This window comes from Hyphomicrobium sp. (assembly GCF_041659645.1).
Classification (GTDB): Bacteria; Pseudomonadota; Alphaproteobacteria; order Rhizobiales; family Hyphomicrobiaceae; genus Hyphomicrobium_B.
Window position 1 is genome coordinate 268,299 of record NZ_JBAZXX010000001.1, and the last position, 16,692, is coordinate 284,990.

A 16,692-nucleotide genomic window follows, 5' to 3' on the forward strand; every position below is an offset into this window, starting at 1 on the left:
GCTTTTGATGGCAGAGCGCCGGACCTATAGGACTTTCGGGCTTCTCGATATCGGCACGAGTAAAACAGTCGCCGCCGTTGTCGTTGCCGAACACGTCGCGGGCGGTTCAAAGCCGCTGCTGCGGCTCGCCGGACTGGGCATGCAGCGTTCAAAGGGCGTGAAAGCCGGCGTTTTGACGGATCTCGACGAAGCGGAGTCCGTCGTTCGCGGTGTCATCAGCCAAGCCGAGCGGGCGGCAGGGACGTCCGTTGGCGGCTTTACGTTGTCGGTGTCGGCGGGGCGGATTTCTTCCGTTCATTGCACGGCGCGGACCGACGTCGAAACGGGCAGCGTAACGCCGGAAGATCTCGAACGGCTCATGTCGGCCGGCGAGAGCTACGCCGAGCGCAACGGCCGGACGCTGATACATCTCAACCATCTCGGCTATGAGGTCGACGGCGCGCATGGCGTGCGCGATCCGCTCGGGCTTTCGGCGCGGCGGCTTTCGGCGGGGCTTCATGCCGTCACGGCGGACGAAGCGCCGTTGCGCAATCTGTTGGTGCTCATCGACCGGTGCTACGCAAGCTGCGACGGCCTCGTCGCGTCGCCCTACGCAAGCGCGCTTGCGGCGACGACACCCGAAGAACGCCAGTTTGGTGTGACATGCATCGATTTTGGGGCCGGAACGACGTCGATTGCGCTGTTCGCGGATGGCCGCTTCACCGGCACGGACGTTATTCCGGTCGGCAGCCAACATATCACCTACGATATCGCGAAGGCGTTGCAGACGCCACTTGCCGAAGCCGAGCGAATCAAAACGCTTTATGGCACACTCCTCAATGCCCAGTCCGACGAGCACGAGTCGTTCTCCTATCCGATCGCCGGAGAAGAGGACGATGGAAGCTATGAAACCAGCAAGGCGCGGCTCACGGATATCGTCCGTCCGCGCGTGCAGCAGATCATGGGGCTCGTGCGCGAGCGTTTGGCGCTCAATGCGGCGAGCCGCTACGTGGGAGAGAAGGTCGTACTGACGGGCGGTGCCAGCCAACTTATCGGATTGCCTGAATTCGTCGCGAACGAATTCGGCCGCCCGGTGCGGGTTGGTCGTCCGACGGAGCTACCGGGTCTCACCGCAAGTCTATCCGGGCCGCAGCTTGCGACCCTTTCGGGGCTTGCGATCGTGGCGGCGCGCGGAGACGGCGAACTCAATATGGCGCGCGGCCGCAAGACCGTGACGCAGGGATATCTCGGTCGCGTCGGAACGTGGCTTAAACGCGGGTTTTAAAGACGTGTCGAAGACAGAAGTGAGTTCGTCGAAGCAGGTGGCGTGCGAGGCCGAGACAATCGTGTCCAACGCCCAACTATCATTTTCGGGGACGCTATGAGCATCAAGCTGCAATTGCCGAAGCTGGTCGACGCCAAGCCTCGGATCACCGTCATCGGAGTTGGTGGCGCGGGCTGCAACGCCGTCAACAACATGATCGCCGCTGGTTTGCAGGGCGTGCAGTTCGTGGTTGCGAATACCGACGCGCAGTCGCTCGAAGCTTCAAGCGCGGAATATCGCATTCAGCTCGGGATAAACTTGACGGAAGGGCTCGGCGCGGGCGCCAGGCCGGAGATCGGCGAAGCGGCCGCGGAAGAAGCGCTCGAAGAGCTGCGAACACATATCGCGGGCGCGCATATGGTGTTCATCGCAGCTGGCATGGGCGGCGGCACGGGCACGGGCGCGGCGGCGGTGATCGCGCGGATTGCGCGTGAACTTGGCGCGCTGACGGTCGGCGTCGTTTGCAAGCCGTTCCAGTTCGAAGGCGCGCGGCGCATGCGCATCGCGGAAGCGGGAGTCGAGAATCTCCGGCATCTCGTCGATACGCTTATCGTTATTCCGAACCAGAACTTGTTCCGCATCGCGAACGAGCGGACGACCTTCGCTGAAGCCTTCGTGCTTGCGGACCAGGTGCTCTATTCGGGCGTCGCCTGCATCGTCGAGCTTGTTCTCAAGGAAGGCCTCATCAATCTCGATTTCGCCGACGTCCGCACGATCATGAGCGGTATGGGGACGGCGATGATGGGCACCGGCGAAGCGACGGGTGAGCGGCGCGCGATCCTGGCGGCGGAAGAAGCCATCGCCAATCCGCTGCTCGACGACGTGACGCTGCGCGGCGCCAGGGGCCTTCTGCTTTCAATCTCGGGCGGCCGCGACATGACGCTCTATGAGGTCGACGAGGCGGCAAGCCGCATCCGGCAGGAAGTCGATGTCGAGGCCAATATCATCGTTGGCGCGACATTCGACGAGCAGCTCGGAGACCGGTTGCGCGTTTCGATCGTGGCATCGGGCATGAACAACCGGGCGGCTGAGTATAACAACGCGCAGCAGGCGGCTTACGAGGCCGCGCGCCAGAGCCCGGTGGCCCACGCCGGTCATGTCATGGGAATGTCACAACCGCATCAGCCTGCGCCGAAACTGCATGCCGCGAATCCCGCCATGGTTCCCGCGCCGCCGGGCGACCTCCAGCGCCGTCTCGCTGAAGCTTTGCAAGCTTCGCCCGCGCAATTGCCGCAGAATTTTGCCGGTCCTGTCCACAGCGAAGCACCGCGCGCAAGCCGCGACAGCTGGGTTGCCCCAGGAAATGTCACGATAGAAGACGGGTTGGAAAATTTTCCTGCACTCTCGGGGAACGCTTTGTTACGTACGCCGCCGCTTCCAGCAGAGGGCGGAGCACCAATTTACGACCAGCGATTCGAGCCGCAAGCGCCCACTGAAATTCAGCGCGCATCTCGCCGGGTTCCGGGGATCGAGGAGTTTCCGCCGCAGGCACAAAAAGAGTGGAACGCACGCCAAGGCGGTGGTCCTCGCGCCAGCAGTAGAGATGCAGAAGAGCAAAGAAAACCGGGCTTTTTGGGACGAATCGCCGGTCTCGGACGGAGGTAGCGCGGAGCGCGCGCACTCTTCCTCGCAAGCGGTTTGCCGGCGGTTTTGATCGTGATAAAAGCGTGGTGAAAGAGGGCGATTTTTTTGGCGTGAAGCGGGATCAAAATACGGCTGCATCAAGACTGCCGGAACGTCAAGAATGGTTGCCAAAGCGTAACACAATGTAAGAAAGCGTGATTTGTCGGTGTTTCGCGAAGCAGTTAGCTTTTGTGCATCGACCACTTGTGATGAACCTTTGATCAGAGCGGACACGGCCGAAATAAGGCTGGAAAGCTCTGGAAGAATCAGAAGGTCTTCGAGGTAGGTCAGGGGGTGGTAGGCCGCATTAATGCTGGGGAGCAGCGGCCCGCCAAAGAATGAGGGACGGCGCTGTATGTCGAATCGATTCATCGGTGCGCGGCAAACCACGCTTGCCCGCGAGATCCAGTTGACAGGCACGGGGGTGCACAGCGGAGCTCCGGTATCACTCACACTGCATCCAGCAGAGGCTGATACTGGGCTCCGCTTTCTCGTTACGAAACGAGGAAGGGTCGTCTCGGAAATCGCGGCACACGTAGCCAACGTCAAAAATCTTACACTTTGTACGGTCATCGGCGACAGCGCCGGAACAACAGTCGGAACCGTCGAACATCTTCTTGCGGCGCTCCGTGGTCTCTCGATCGACAACGTCTATATCGAGATCGACAGCAAAGAAGTTCCGATCATGGACGGCAGCTCGGCGGAATTCGTCGACGCCATTGACCGGGTCGGCATTCGCGAGCTTTCAGAGCCGCGCAAATACATCAAAGTCCTAAAGCCAGTCCGTGTTGAAGAAGGTAGCTGCTGGGGTACGCTTGAACCCCATGCCGGGTTCCGCATGGACGTCGAAATCGACTTCGACACACCCGTCATCGGACGCCAGCGCCTGCAGTATGAGATGAGCCCCGGTGTTTTCCGTCATGAGATTTCGCGGGCCAGGACGTTCGGCTTCATGAGTGACGTCGAGAAGTTGTGGAAAGCCGGTCTTGCACTCGGTGCCGACCTGACCAACACCGTCGCAATCGGCGAAGGCAAGGTCATGAACCGCGAAGGGCTCCGCTATCCGCAGGAGTTCGTCCGTCACAAGATGCTCGATGCCGTCGGCGATCTCGCGCTTGCCGGTATGCCATTGCTCGGTGCGTATCGCTCATACAAGGGCGGTCACAAGCTGAACTCGATGGTTCTTCAGGCGCTGTTCGCCGACGCGTCGAACTGGGAATTCGCACAGGCACCGCGCACACGCGCAAGCCGTTCGCCGATCCAGATCGTGTCGGAAACCGTTGTCGCAGCGGAATAAGCCGCAGACTATTCCTGATGCGGCCGGCGAGGCTTCGCTCCGTCGGCCCGGAATGCACCACATTCTGACGATACCCTTGGCGATATGGACTGTTGGCAGACAATGCGCTGCTGGCGATTCATCTTTCGGAACGAGCCTCCGGGTGCTATCCGCTTGCGGACGTTGAGAAGTGCGGGCTGGCGTTGAATGTGCTCCGGCCTCTGTAGGAAGCAGCGCGGCGCATGATGATTTCGACACGACAAATTGTAAGAGCTTTGGGCACGGTGTCGGTGCTGGTTTCGCTCGCGCTGGCAGGCTGCGGCGGCCCGAAGATCGACAGCGCAGTGCTTAATCCCGATCCGCCCTCGAAGATGTTCGCGGATGCTGACGCGATGATGACCAAAGGCAACTTCGACGACGCCGCGCAGAAGTTCGAAGCCGTCGATCGCGAGCATCCCTATTCGCCGGAAGCACGTAAATCCATCGTTATGGCGGCATACGCTTATTATCGCGGCGGCAAGGCGCCCGAGGCCATCGCCTCCGCCGAGCGTTACGTCGCGCTGCATCCCGGTACGAAGGAAGCGCCCATGGCGCACCACATTATCGCGGAAGCCTATTTCGACCAGATGAACAAGGCGGATCGCGATCAGACCGCTGCCCGCAAGGCGCTTGAGCAGTTGAAGATCCTGAAGGAGCGGTATCCCGACAGCGAGTTTGCGCGCGACGCGGACAACAAGATCCGCATTTGCAATGATAATCTCGCGGCTCAAGAGATGGAAATCGGGCGGTATTATCTCGATAGGCACAACTATGTCGGTGCCATCAACCGCTTCAAGACGGTCGTCAGCGACTACCAGACCACTGCCCATGTCGAGGAGGCGCTTGCGCGGCTCGTCGAGGCCTATATGGCGCTGGGCATCACTAAGGAAGCTCAGAACGCGGCGGCGGTGCTGGGTCATAACTATCCGGACAGCCGGTGGTACAAGGATTCCTATTCGCTGTTGGCATCCGGCGGCTTGGTTCCTCGGGAAGACTCCCAATCCTGGGTGAGCAAGACCTGGAATGCGGTTCCTAAGCTCTCGGTGCCCAAGATTTCCATGCCGAGCCTCAGTCTTGGCAGCGGTTGAGCCTTAGGCTGAGCCTGTCAGATCTTTCACATTGTGCTAATTCTTGAAGCGCCGTCGCGATCTGCGGCGCCGACTTTGACCTGTCTGTCGTTACCGAAATAGCGATGCCCGATACGAAATCGAAGAAAAAGCGCGAGAGCGGTACGCGAGTGCGCAAGGCTAGCGAAACGCCGGAGGCGGAAATCGCGCGGCTGGCGGCCGAAATTGCGCATCACGACGAACTCTATTACCGGCAGGACGCGCCAGAGGTTTCGGATGCCGAATACGACGCGTTGCGTCGGCGTCTCGATGAACTTGAAAAAGCGCATCCCGAGTTTCAGCGCGCAGATAGCCCAACGGTCAAGGTCGGCGCTGCCCCGGTCGCGGCATTCGGAAAGATCCGCCACGACGTACCGATGCTGTCGCTTGGCAATGCATTCGAAGATCAGGACGTCATCGATTTCGTCGAGCGCGTGCGCCGCTTTCTGATGCTCGGCGGCGACGATGTTTTGGAAGTGACTGCGGAGCCAAAGATTGACGGGCTCTCGATTTCAATCCGCTACGAGAATGGCATTCTCGTCCAGGCCGCGACGCGCGGCGATGGGGCGGAAGGCGAGAACGTCACGGCAAACATCAAGACGGTTCACGGAATACCGCACACGCTCAAGGGCAAGACTGTTCCCGAGCTGATTGATGTTCGCGGCGAAATTTATCTTGGACACAAGGATTTCGAAGCTCTCAATGCCGCTCAGGCTGAGAACGGCGACAAGATCTTCGCCAATCCGCGGAATGCAGCCGCCGGCTCGCTCCGGCAGCTTGATGCGTCGATCACCGCGAAGAGACCGCTCAGATTTTTCGCTTATGCTTGGGGAGCTGTTTCGAAACTGCCCACCGATACGCAGGCAGGTGTCGTCGCGGCTTTCGAGCAATGGGGGTTGCCGGTCAATCCGCTGATGCGCACAGCGACGAGCGCCGACGATCTCATCAAATTCTATCGCGATATCGAGAGCAAGCGGGCCGGGCTCGGTTACGACATTGACGGCGTCGTCTACAAGGTGAACCGGCTCGACTATCAGGAGCGGCTCGGCTTCGTCTCGCGCTCGCCGCGATGGGCGATCGCGCACAAGTTTGCGGCCGAACGCGCGACGACGGTGCTGGAGAAGATCGACATTCAGGTCGGGCGCACGGGCGCGTTGACACCGGTTGCGAAGCTAAAGCCCGTGACGGTCGGCGGCGTCGTCGTTTCGAATGCGACGCTTCACAACGAGGATGAGATCGCGCGGAAGGACATCCGCATAGGCGATACAGTCGTTATTCAGCGCGCGGGAGATGTTATTCCGCAAGTCGTCGAGGTTGTTCTCGATAAGCGTCCAAAAGGTTCGGAGCCGTATGTATTTCCGACCGTTTGCCCCGTGTGCGGCAGTCATGCGGTGCGTGAAAATGATGAGGAAGCGGGAAAGGCGGATGTCGTCCGCCGCTGTACGGGCGGTCTTATTTGCCCGGCGCAGGTCAAGGAGCGCTTGAAGCATTTCGTGTCGCGCAATGCCTTCGATATCGAGGGGCTCGGGACTGAGAAAATCGAGTTCTTCTTCGATACCGGCCGCATCAAATCGCCCGCAGATATTTTCACGCTCGAAGCCCACGACCGTGCGTCGGATGAACCGTTGACGAAAGTTCGCGGGTTCAAGGAGACATCGGTCCGCAAGCTCTTTGCGGCGATCGATGCTCGCCGCGAGGTAACGCTCGACCGGTTTCTATTTGCGCTCGGCATTCGGCATATCGGCGAAACGACGGCGAAAGATCTTGCCAAAGCGTATGGCACTCTGGAAGCCCTGCGCGTGGCGGTTGAAGCCGCAATCAAGGATGGCAAGGACAGCGACGCCTATCGCGATATCGACAACATCGAGGGTATCGGTGAGACGGTGGTCGACGCGCTCGTCGATTTCTTCGGTGAGCGGCACAACTTGGAGCAGGTCACGGCGCTGCTGAAGGAAGTCAGGGTAGCGCCTTATGTCCGCACGCAGACGAAAGAGTCGCCGGTCACCGGCAAGACGGTGGTTTTCACGGGGACGATGACGAAGCTGACACGCAACGAAGCCAAGGCGCAGGCCGAGCGGCTCGGCGCGAAGGTTTCAGGTTCTGTTTCGAAGAAGACGGATTATGTCGTCGCGGGCGCGGACGCGGGTTCCAAGCTCGACAATGCGCGCGCGCTCGGCGTGACAGTGCTCGACGAAGATGGCTGGCTGGCGCTCATCGGGAATTAACTCGCGGTCAGCGCGATGAAGATCTCGCCGTTGCGCATTCTCACTTCGATGCTCTCATCTCCCTCGGAGGCTTGGGCGAGCAGCGCGAACAGGTTTTCGGGCCTCGCGACCGCCAGGCTGGATTTGAATGACTCGGGCAAATGCGGTGCGGCGCTCAACTCATAGATTTCGAACATTGCGATCTCTCCTGATGCCGTGGACGGAGGAGAGAGGTAAGGACCCGATAGTTGGAGCGCTGTCACGGACGATACAGCATTGCGATTTGCTCAAACCGGCTGCGTCGCCTGCTTCAGCCAGTTGCGCGTCGTGAGATCGAGGTTGCGGGCAAGCGTCTCGAAGACGTGCTTGTGGTAGCCGTTGAGCCAATCGCGCTCGCTCTTTTCGAGCATCTCGGGAAGGATGAGACGCCGGTCGATCGGCGCGAGAGTGAGCGTTTCAAACGCCATCATTTCGCGATCGCCATCGACCGTCTCGGGAAGCGTAACGAGCACGACGTTTTCGATGCGGATGCCGTACTGACCGACCTTGTAGTAACCGGGTTCATTTGAAATCAGCATGCCCGGATGCAGCGGCGCCATGCCTGCGCGCGAGATGGACTGCGGTCCCTCGTGGACCGAGAGGTAGCTGCCGATGCCGTGCCCCGTTCCGTGATCGAAGTCGGCGCCGATTTGCCAAAGCGCGCGGCGCGCGAACGGATCGAGATCGATGCCGCGCGTGCCTTTCGGGAAGCGTGCAGTCGCGACCGCGATATGACCTTTGAGAACGGCCGTGAAATGCCGTTGCATGTCTTCGGTCGGCTCGCCAACTGCAATCGTGCGCGTGATATCCGTCGTGCCGTCCTGATATTGTCCGCCGCTGTCGATGAGGAACAACTCGCCCGGCTTCACGCGCCGGTTGGTCGCGTCGCTGACGCGATAATGCACGATGGCGCCGTTGGGGCCGGAGCCCGAAATCGTCGGGAAGCTCACGTCGCGGAGCATGTTGGTGTCGCGGCGGAATTCTTCGAGCTTCTGCACGGCGGTGATTTCGTCGAGCGTTCCATCGGAAGCCCAATCGTCGAGCCATGCCAGAAAGCGAACCATGGCGTGGCCATCACGAACGTGGGCCGCACGGCTACCGATGACTTCCGCGTCGGATTTGATCGCCTTCGGAACGATGCACGGGTCTTGGCCACGGGCGATGAGCTTGGCGCCGAGCTTTTGTTCGAACCAATAGGCGGCGGACTCGGGATCGAGGCGGACGCGCTGGCCCTTGGCTTTGAGGTCTTTCACCCGCTCGATGAGCATTGCAGGGGCAAGAAGCTTGGCGACCGGCGTGACTTCGGCGCGGACTTCGCTGTCGAGCCGGTCCGGTGCGATGAAGAGTTCGGCTTTGCCGCTCACGGGTACGATAGCGAACGCGAGCACGACCGGATTGTGGGCGACGTCGCTGCCGCGAATGTTGAACAGCCAGCAGATCGAATCCGGTAACGTCAGGATGACCGCGCTCTGGCCCTCGCTCTTGAGACGCGCTTGCAATTCCGAAACCTTGTCCGCCGACGTCCGGCCCGCGAAGCCGATCGGCTGGGCGATGACGGGGTTGTGCGGCGGCTTCGGACGGTTCTCGCCCCACAGAATGTCGATCGGGTTTTTGGGGAGCGCCTTGAGCTTGATGCCCTTCGGCGCAAGCGCGGCCGTCAGCCGATTGATCTCTCCAGCGGTGTGGTTCCAGGGATCGAAACCAATCATGCCGCCCTTGCCAACATTCGCGGCGAGCCAATCCGCAAGTTTGCCGCGCGGGAGCAGAGAGACTTCAAAAACCTTAGTGTCGGTTTCGGCTGCCGCTTGCACCGTGTAGCGACCATCGATCATCAGCGCCGCCGCCTTCTTGGCGATGACGGCGATGCCGGCCGAGCCCGAAAATCCACTTAGCCATTGGAGGCGCTCGGCGCTGGCGGGAACGTATTCGCCTTGGTGCTTGTCAGATCGCGGCACGAGAACGGCGTCGATCTTCGCTTTCGCCATATAAACGCGAAGCGCTTTCACGCGTTCGGCGACGCGTTCCGGCTCGGACAGGGAATGGAATGTTTGCAGCATGGCTGAGGTTCTAAGCGCGGGATTGGGGGCGGGCAATGACCGATTTCAACGCCGGTTGAACGTCAGCGTAGACCAGCCGACGATGCGGTCATGGCGCTTCAAAGCGAAGCCGTGAGCCAGATAGGTTGCGATCACCTCCGGCGCCTGCGGTATGAGGATGCCCGAAAGCACCAGCGTTCCGCCGCGGACGACGGCTTGCGAGATCGAGGGGGAGAGGCCGATCAGAGGTCCGGCCAGGATGTTGGCGACCAGGAAGTCGAACGGCGCACGCGTGCGGATCTTCGGGTTTCCGATGCTGCTCGCAACGACGACGGCGATGCGGCGGCCCGCGCCGTTCAGCCGGACGTTTTCGGTCGCGACTTTGACGGACTGCGGGTCCATGTCGGCGGCGATGATGCGCGTCAGCGGCATCGCCTTCGCGGCGGCGATGGCCAGCACGCCCGAGCCGCAACCGAGATCGAGCATATTCTTGAACGAGCGGGCGCGCGTCAGGCGGTCGATGGCGAGAAGGCATCCGAGCGTCGTCGCGTGATGCGCTGTGCCGAAGGCTTCGCCAGCGTCGATCAAAATGGCGTTCGGTCCGTGAGCGACGCGTCCGCTGTCGTGACTGCCGTGAATGGTGAAGCGACCGGCGGGAACGGGAGGAAGTGCTGCCTGCGAAATCGCGACCCAGTTGAGATCAGGGACGGTTTCGATCTCGAACGGCGGTAGCGGCCATTCGATGAGCGGCGCCAGTTCCGCTGAGAGGTCGCGGTCGCCGGCATCAAGGTCGAAGTAAGCTTCGACGCGCCAGAGGTCTGGGCCGTCTTCGAAGACGGTCAGCGCGTCGGGCGGCGGTTCGAGAAGGTCTTGCGCTGCGTTGCCGGTCGCGTAGGCGAGCGAGCGGTCGGAGAAACGGGCTGCGAATTTTCTGAATGCCATTGGACGTTAAGAGTTGGGGGACATTAACGGTTGGGGACGTGTTTGCCCTCGAATTCGTAGCCTTCCGAACTGATCGGATCAGGCAGATGATCGAGGAACAGGTCCCATTTGGCGTCGATGTGCTTCGCCGCCTCGGCCGGCGGCAAGGTGACAAAAGTGCCGTCGGCTCTTTCGGTAACGATCCCGTCACGGATCAGGCGATCAAGGGCGTCGTCGATCTCGAAGTCGATCTTCACGCCGAATGTGCGTGTCAGATAGTTTTCGATCGCGAGGTCGATAGACGGCAAATCGGCGCGGGTTGCGTGCTCCTTGGCGAGGACGCTGTAAAGCAGCATTTCTTCCTTCACGTCTTCCTCGGCGCCGCGCGCCGCGATTTTCAGGATGACGCCGCGATTGTCGGCCATGGTGTGGAAATAGAGGTTCTGCGCCATTACGACCATGTAGCGCTGCTTTTGGTTCAGGAAGCCCATGGCCTGGCGGGCGGCGATACCGCCGAGACCGGCAAGTGCGCCCAAGGCCGCGATCGGGTTGCTCAATAGAAGCGCAAGCTTGCCTGCCGCGCCGACCGCGCCCATGCCAAGGCCGCCGCCGGCCGTAACGCCAAGGCGCAGCTTGTCCATGGATCGAAAGCGAACCTGGGTGTTCGGAAACACCATCTCGATGTCGGTTCGCGGGATATTCTTGAAGAGCTTCAGATAAATGTTCTTGTCGCTGATCCCGGGAGGGAGGCTCTGACGGCGACGATCGACCCACTTTTCCGCGGCTTCACGCGAGAGCTTCTTCTCCCGCATGACTTCTTCAACGCGTGCTTCCGCTGTCTTCAGTTTGAACATGAGGAATAGGCGCTGGAAGATCGGCACGTCGAATTCTTCCGTGCTGAGAAACTTTCGCAGGCTCCGCCGCTCGTACCGGCGGTTCGAGGCGCCGCGATAATAAATGGCGATCCGCTCGAAGGCCTGCATGTCGACGAAGAGATCGAGGCCGTAATGGCTGTCGCGCGTCAGGATGACTTCGACGTCGCTCGGATCGATCCGCTCATAATTCGCTCGTATAAGAAGGCTTTCAACGCCCTCGAAGATGCGGTGTTTCAGGGCTTCGCGGTCTTCACTGGAGAAGCTGCGCGTCATCAGCAAATCGCTGTCGGGCGAGAACGCCTCGTAGTTCTGATCAAGTTCGAGCAGCATCGCGAAGTATTGCTGCTGTCGCCAATAGTCGAGATAGCGGAAAAACCGGCGCGCATCGGCGGCTTGTCCCGGCGGCCAGAGATGCACCTTTGTCAGGCGGTCGAGGAGAGCGAAGCGAGTGACGGGAATAAAGCGCTCGCGTTTGCGCTTTTCGTCAGGCGCCAAAATGTCGATGGGTTCGCGCGGTGCGTCTTCGGCAACCTCGGCCGGCCGGGCGTCGAAATCGGTCAGGTCGGAAAAACGCTCATACAGGCTTTGTTTCCGATGCATTCGCCCAGTCGAGAGGTCCGCCGACGCCATTGTTCTCTCCCCCGAACTTTCTTTTCAATCCCAGTTTCTTGCCCCGCGAACTTCATATCGAGTCGCCGAAGATTTTGTCGAGGGTGGCAGGTCTTCGTCGCCGAAAAATGGCGCGCGTGTTGCCCAGCGGGCGGCGCGTCATCTTGATGCTAGAGGTTGATTATGCACCATTAATTACGCGCACGCCTTGTATAAATTGCGTTTATATCTTGCTCTGTTGCCACAGTGATGCCGATCTTTGGCTAAGATCATGAATATGCGGCACTAGAGGGGATTTTGCGGGGGCGCAACTAATGGGGGCTTTGCGTTTTTTGGCCTTGGGCTTTGCTGTGTGCATGGCCCTGGCGAGCGGCGTCGTCGAGGCAGACGAGCTCGTTCTACCTTACACTTGCACAATGGAAAGGGGTGCTCCGCACCTCTCTCCTTCAGACATGACCACTTACCGGATCATCGGATCGCGAGAGGACCAACCTTTCACGGCGTGCGCCTCGTCCGCGGCTTGGACGTGCGAAACCATGATGGTTCATAAGTTCATCCTGGAATGTGGGGGGCAACGTGTCCCTTGGGCGAAGGTCGCGGCTTCGGCACGGACTATCGGAGTTGCGATGCCGACCGGGGTTCCGGCCGGTTATGCGCCGGTAAGCCGGCTTAAGGGCCGCTTCATCCTGCCGGGCTTCGGTGCGAAGACGACGATCCCGCGAGTGACGTCCGAGATGCTGTCGAGCGAAGCCGTCATCGAGCCGGCTGCGCTGGTGCCGGTGCCCGAGCCAGTGGCGGCGCGCTGGGTGACAGTTGTCGATCCGGTTACGACGCCATCGAGTTCCGGCAATGCTTTGAAGGTTGCGGGCGTAATCTCGACGCTTCTCGCTTCGCTGATGGTCGCGTGCCTGTTTCTGGTGCGACGGCGACAATTCGCGGTCTTCGAATTTTCGGCGGCTGCAACAGGCGCGGGGTCGGAGGCGCCGGGGGCGCGCATGTGGGATTTCGCGGCGGCTCCGTTCGCGGCGTTTCGGCGGGGCTTCGAGAATTGGCGGCCGGCGCCGGCCGCTTCAAGCGGCGATGGCGAGACGTCGGAAGTTCTGGCGCCAGTCCGGACGAGGCTGAACGAAACCGAGTTTCTGATTTCGATGCTTCCCCACGACCTGTTGCTGCGCGATGTCCTGGCGTCGGAACTCGACGGCTTGCACGATCGCGTTGCGGATCTGGCGCGCAAGGAAGGGCAACTCGACTCGGAGCGGTTGAGATCGGCGATCCGCGCCGTGATGCGTGATCTCGATCGCATCGGCCGGATCGCACAAGGCGCGATGCCGGCGTCGGAGGAGATGCGTGCGTCAGGGCCGGAGCCGGATGTGCCGTCGACGGTCTTCGAAGCGTATCGCATTCTCGGGCTCAATCCCGATGCTCCCGATGCAGCCGTGAAAAAGATCGTCGATGCCTTGCGGATGTCCTGGCATCCCGATCACGGACGAGACGAAGCCGACCGCCGCTATCGCGAGCAGCGGATCAAACAGGTCAATGCTGCGTGGGATTTATTGAAAACGAAAACGGCGGCTGCGGCCTGAAGCGTGAGAATGCTCAGAAAAACGAACGGCACCGCTGCGAAGGCGATGCCGCTTACTTGAGTCCTGATACGCTGGTTTTGATCTTCAAGATGAAATACGATGTGCAACCGGGAGATTACGGATCTCCTCCTCGGTCAACGGCTGTTGCATCTCGGACAATTCGTAATTCCTGCGTTTCGCCCGGCTCAAATCACGCTGTACACTAACGCGGCGCGTCAGAACTTCCCCGTCCTTACGCACGACGCCAATCTTACCCCTCAGAGGGAAGCGGTAAGTGCTCATGGATAGCTCCTTTCAAGGACTCTATCCTCCCCAACCAAGAATCCGTGCTTCGGTTTCACGTCCCCGCAAATTTTTTTGCATTTTATTTCAGACGTTTACAGCGCAAGACATGCGTAACCGGCCGGTGACGTTCCGACACCGCAAAGGCTTGCCACAGCTGATGAACCCCCACGCTCAACGAGCTGTGGAGAACCTGCCTGAAAATTACGGCGATATAAAGAAACTGGCGGCGAGAGTTGGACGCCGTCCGAGCATTAACTATAGCTCTTTCGTCATATAACGTCAACAAAACTTGCGACGACACGCTTGGTCGAGCCGTCGTCGAAATCAATGGTCAGCTTGTTGCCGTCGACGGTTGTCACGGTTCCGTCGCCGAATTTTTCATGGCGCACCCGCGTGCCGGATTTGAAGGACGGGGCGTTGGCCGTCGAGGCCGCCACCAACTCGCCTTCCAGCGTCATCGGCCCGCGCGATTTCTTCTTCTGATCGCTTCTGCTCCAGGACTGCTGCGCGCGTTGCCAGCCCGGAGTGTTATAACTCGATTTGAACGGCTCGGCGGCGCCAGCCCGGTCGAACCGGCTCGCACCGAACGAACCACCGAAGCCGAAGGGGTTTTGCCGGCCGCCGTAGGGCATCTCGCTCTCGACGACCTCGACAGTCGCTTCCGGCAACTCGTCGACGAAGCGCGACGGCAGCGCGGATTGATAGAGGCCATGAGTGCGCCGGTTCTGGGCAAAGGAAATCTTGGCCCGGCGTTTCGCGCGGGTCAGGCCAACGTAGGCGAGGCGGCGTTCTTCTTCGAGGCCCGACTTGCCGCTTTCATCGAGCGATCGCTGATGCGGAAAGAGGCCTTCTTCCCAGCCCGGCAGGAAGACCATGCCGAATTCCAGGCCCTTCGCCGCGTGCAAGGTCATCAGCGAGACGCGATCGCCGTCGTTTCCCTGGTCGGCGTCCATGACGAGAGACACATGCTCCAAGAAGCCCGGAAGCGTGTCGAAGTCGTGCATAAAGCGGACAAGTTCTTTCAAGTTTTCGAGACGGGTCTGAGATTGCGGGCTTTTGTCGGCCTGCCACATCGCCGTATAGCCGGACTCATCGAGAATGAGTTCGGCGAGGTCGGTGTGGCGCATGCGATCGAGATTTCCACGCCACCGCTCGAATGATTGGGTGACATCGAATAGAGATTTTCTGGCCCGTGGTGTCAGTTCATCGGTTTCGACGATCTCGCGCGCGGCCTGATAAAGTGGGATCGCGCGAGCGCGCGCCAACTCATGAATGCGTTTGATCGTCGTGTCGCCGAGGCCGCGCTTCGGCACGTTCACGATGCGCTCGAATTTGAGGTCGTTCGATGGGTTTGCGACGACATCGAGATAGGCGATTGCGTCCTTGATTTCCTGACGCTCGTAGAAGCGCGGGCCACCGATGACGCGGTAAGGAAGGCCGAGCGTGATGAAGCGGTCTTCGATGGCGCGCATCTGGGAGGAGGCGCGAACAAGCACGGCCATGTCGTTCAAGGATTCGTGGGCGCGCTGCAGATTTTCGATGTCGTCGCCGATGGCGCGCGCCTCGGCTTCGTCGTCCCAGAAATTGGCGACGTTGATTTTTGCGCCGGCGTCGCCGTCCGTGAACAACGTCTTGCCCAGACGGTCGGTGTTTTTGGCGATCAGACCGGACGCGGCCGCGAGGATGTTGGCGGTCGAACGGTAATTGCGCTCCAGCCGGATGACCTTGGCGCCAGGGAAATCCTTGTCGAAGCGCAGGATGTTATCGACTTCGGCGCCGCGCCATCCGTAGATCGATTGATCGTCGTCACCGACGCAGCAGATGTTCGGGCACCCTTGCGCCAACAACCTCAGCCACAAGTATTGGGCGACGTTGGTGTCCTGATATTCGTCGACGAGGATATAGCGAAAGCGGCGATGATAATCGGCGAGGACGTCGGGATGCTCGCGGAACAGACGTATACATTCGAGCAGTAGGTCGCCGAAGTCACAGGCGTTGAGATCTTTGAGCCGTGCTTGATAGGCGGCATAAAGCTGCGCGCCTTTGCCTGCCGCGAACGAGACCGCTTCTCCTGCGGGAATCTTGTCGGGCGTCAGACCACGGTTTTTCCAGCCGTCGATCAGGTTCGCGAGCTGGCGTGCGGGCCAGCGGTCCTTGTCGATCCCGGCCGCCTCGATCACCTGCTTCAACAGGCGGACGTGGTCGTCATCGTCGAGAATGGTGAAGCCTGGCTTCAGACCGACCAGTTCGACGTGGCGACGAAGAATCTTGACGCCGATGGAATGGAACGTTCCGAGCCATTGCATCCCTTCGAGCGAGCCGCCGATCAGCGATCCGATCCGCTCGCGCATTTCGCGGGCGGCCTTGTTCGTGAAGGTCACAGCCAGGATCTGGGAAGGATAAGCCCGGCCCGTTGCCAGAATATGGGCGATGCGGGTCGTCAGGACGCGTGTTTTGCCGGTCCCGGCGCCCGCAAGCACCAGAAGCGGGCCATCTGTCGTCTCGACGGCGTCGCGTTGCTCAGGATTTAGGCCGTCAAGATAGGTCGGCTGACCGTGAGAGGCCGCGACGGCGCGCGCGGAAATCGACACGCCGCTTTTCACACTCTCGCGCGGCTTCGCGGCGGGGGCGTCGGGAAGATCGAATGGCGGATCGTCATCATCGTGCGGAAAATTTCCGCCGCCGTTCGCATCCGGCTTCTGAGTCGAGGTCATCGAACTCAGGTAAACCACAGTGGCTGATCGTACAACTGGGGCGGCGCTGCGACGCGGGTTGATCAAGGGTTCTAGCAAC

11 protein-coding genes are annotated in these 16,692 nt (G+C 60.5%); 6 read left to right on the top strand and 5 right to left on the bottom strand.

Annotated elements, in window-relative coordinates:
- Nucleotides 1-7 precede the first annotated feature (7 nt).
- From ftsA to ligA, 5 genes are all read left to right on the top strand, one after another.
- Nucleotides 8-1,264 carry a cell division protein FtsA gene (ftsA, locus tag WC811_RS01215; protein WP_372640049.1) on the top strand — a complete coding sequence of 419 codons (1,257 nt, stop codon included), beginning with the start codon at nt 8-10 and terminating at the stop codon, nt 1,262-1,264.
- A 96-nt stretch (nt 1,265-1,360) separates the two neighbouring features.
- Entirely contained in the window at nt 1,361-2,908 is a 1,548-nt protein-coding gene (gene ftsZ / locus WC811_RS01220; protein WP_372640051.1) for a cell division protein FtsZ, read from the top strand.
- Nucleotides 2,909-3,281: 373 nt separating this feature from the next.
- Nucleotides 3,282-4,223 (top strand): UDP-3-O-acyl-N-acetylglucosamine deacetylase, encoded by a 942-nt coding sequence (gene lpxC, locus WC811_RS01225; protein ID WP_372640053.1) that lies wholly within the window; start codon nt 3,282-3,284, stop codon nt 4,221-4,223.
- Between the two features lie 221 nt (nt 4,224-4,444).
- Nucleotides 4,445-5,329, top strand: coding sequence for an outer membrane protein assembly factor BamD (locus WC811_RS01230; RefSeq protein WP_372640055.1), 885 nt, complete (start codon nt 4,445-4,447; stop codon nt 5,327-5,329).
- Between the two features lie 104 nt (nt 5,330-5,433).
- Nucleotides 5,434-7,572 (top strand): NAD-dependent DNA ligase LigA, encoded by a 2,139-nt coding sequence (gene ligA / locus WC811_RS01235; RefSeq protein WP_372640057.1) that lies wholly within the window; start codon nt 5,434-5,436, stop codon nt 7,570-7,572.
- Here ligA and WC811_RS01240 read toward each other — a convergent pair.
- The 4 genes from WC811_RS01240 to WC811_RS01255 all read right to left on the bottom strand — a co-directional run bounded on the left by WC811_RS01240 (nt 7,569) and on the right by WC811_RS01255 (nt 12,052).
- Nucleotides 7,569-7,748, bottom strand: a complete 180-nt coding sequence (locus tag WC811_RS01240; protein ID WP_372640059.1) for a hypothetical protein — start codon at nt 7,746-7,748, stop codon at nt 7,569-7,571. The two genes, ligA and WC811_RS01240, sit on opposite strands and share 4 nt — an antisense overlap.
- A gap of 90 nt (nt 7,749-7,838) precedes the next feature.
- Nucleotides 7,839-9,647, bottom strand: coding sequence for an aminopeptidase P family protein (locus WC811_RS01245; RefSeq protein ID WP_372640061.1), 1,809 nt, complete (start codon nt 9,645-9,647; stop codon nt 7,839-7,841).
- A 45-nt stretch (nt 9,648-9,692) separates the two neighbouring features.
- The gene (locus WC811_RS01250) at nt 9,693-10,568 is read right to left on the bottom strand and encodes a 50S ribosomal protein L11 methyltransferase (RefSeq protein WP_372640063.1); all 876 of its coding nucleotides are present in this window, start codon (nt 10,566-10,568) and stop codon (nt 9,693-9,695) included.
- Nucleotides 10,569-10,591: 23 nt separating this feature from the next.
- The gene (locus tag WC811_RS01255; RefSeq protein WP_372640066.1) at nt 10,592-12,052 is read right to left on the bottom strand and encodes a DUF3754 domain-containing protein; all 1,461 of its coding nucleotides are present in this window, start codon (nt 12,050-12,052) and stop codon (nt 10,592-10,594) included.
- 515 nt (nt 12,053-12,567) lie between these two features.
- Between WC811_RS01255 and WC811_RS01260 the strand changes: the two genes are divergently transcribed.
- Nucleotides 12,568-13,614: a J domain-containing protein gene (locus WC811_RS01260; protein ID WP_372640068.1), complete on the top strand. Its 1,047-nt coding sequence runs from the start codon at nt 12,568-12,570 to the stop codon at nt 13,612-13,614.
- Nucleotides 13,615-14,168: 554 nt separating this feature from the next.
- On the opposite strand, the gene WC811_RS01265 is transcribed toward WC811_RS01260, so the two are convergent.
- Nucleotides 14,169-16,613, bottom strand: a complete 2,445-nt coding sequence (locus tag WC811_RS01265; RefSeq protein ID WP_372640070.1) for an ATP-dependent helicase — start codon at nt 16,611-16,613, stop codon at nt 14,169-14,171.
- Nucleotides 16,614-16,692: the final 79 nt, after the last annotated feature.